General features: G+C 65.3%; 1 protein-coding gene. It reads right to left on the bottom strand.

Translation table 11 applies throughout. The features are described 5' to 3' along the window. Window positions 1-297, bottom strand: a 297-nt coding sequence (locus tag GM79_RS26445; protein ID WP_410471174.1) for a hypothetical protein, incomplete at its 3' end; no start/stop codon positions are given. Window positions 298-309 lie beyond the last annotated feature (12 nt).

Genomic DNA, 309 nt, shown 5'->3' with positions numbered 1-309 from the left:
TCGAGGGAGCTGGTGATGAATTCGATGAAGCTGGTGAAGGTGATGCGGGTGCCGTAGGCCAGCAGCGGCCGGTAGTGCGCCCACCGCAGGTACAGCCGCAGGCTGTGGCGGGTGACGGCATAAGCCAAAACCGCCACCAGCAACCCATGCGCCANCCCCGCCGTAAGCCAGCACGTAGGCGCTGGTTTCGATAACGGCCAGGGTCCGAAAGGCCATGTTGCGGCGTAAAATGCTCAGCGCGGTGGCAGACAAGCCGTTGAGCAGCAGCCCCAGGCCCATCAGACGCACCAGCGGCACCACCGCCGGCTC

Source organism: Hymenobacter sp. IS2118, assembly GCF_000715495.1.
GTDB lineage: Bacteria > Bacteroidota > Bacteroidia > Cytophagales > Hymenobacteraceae > Hymenobacter.
Note: the sequence above shows the minus strand (reverse complement) of the source record. Positions and strands in the feature narration are given on the sequence as shown.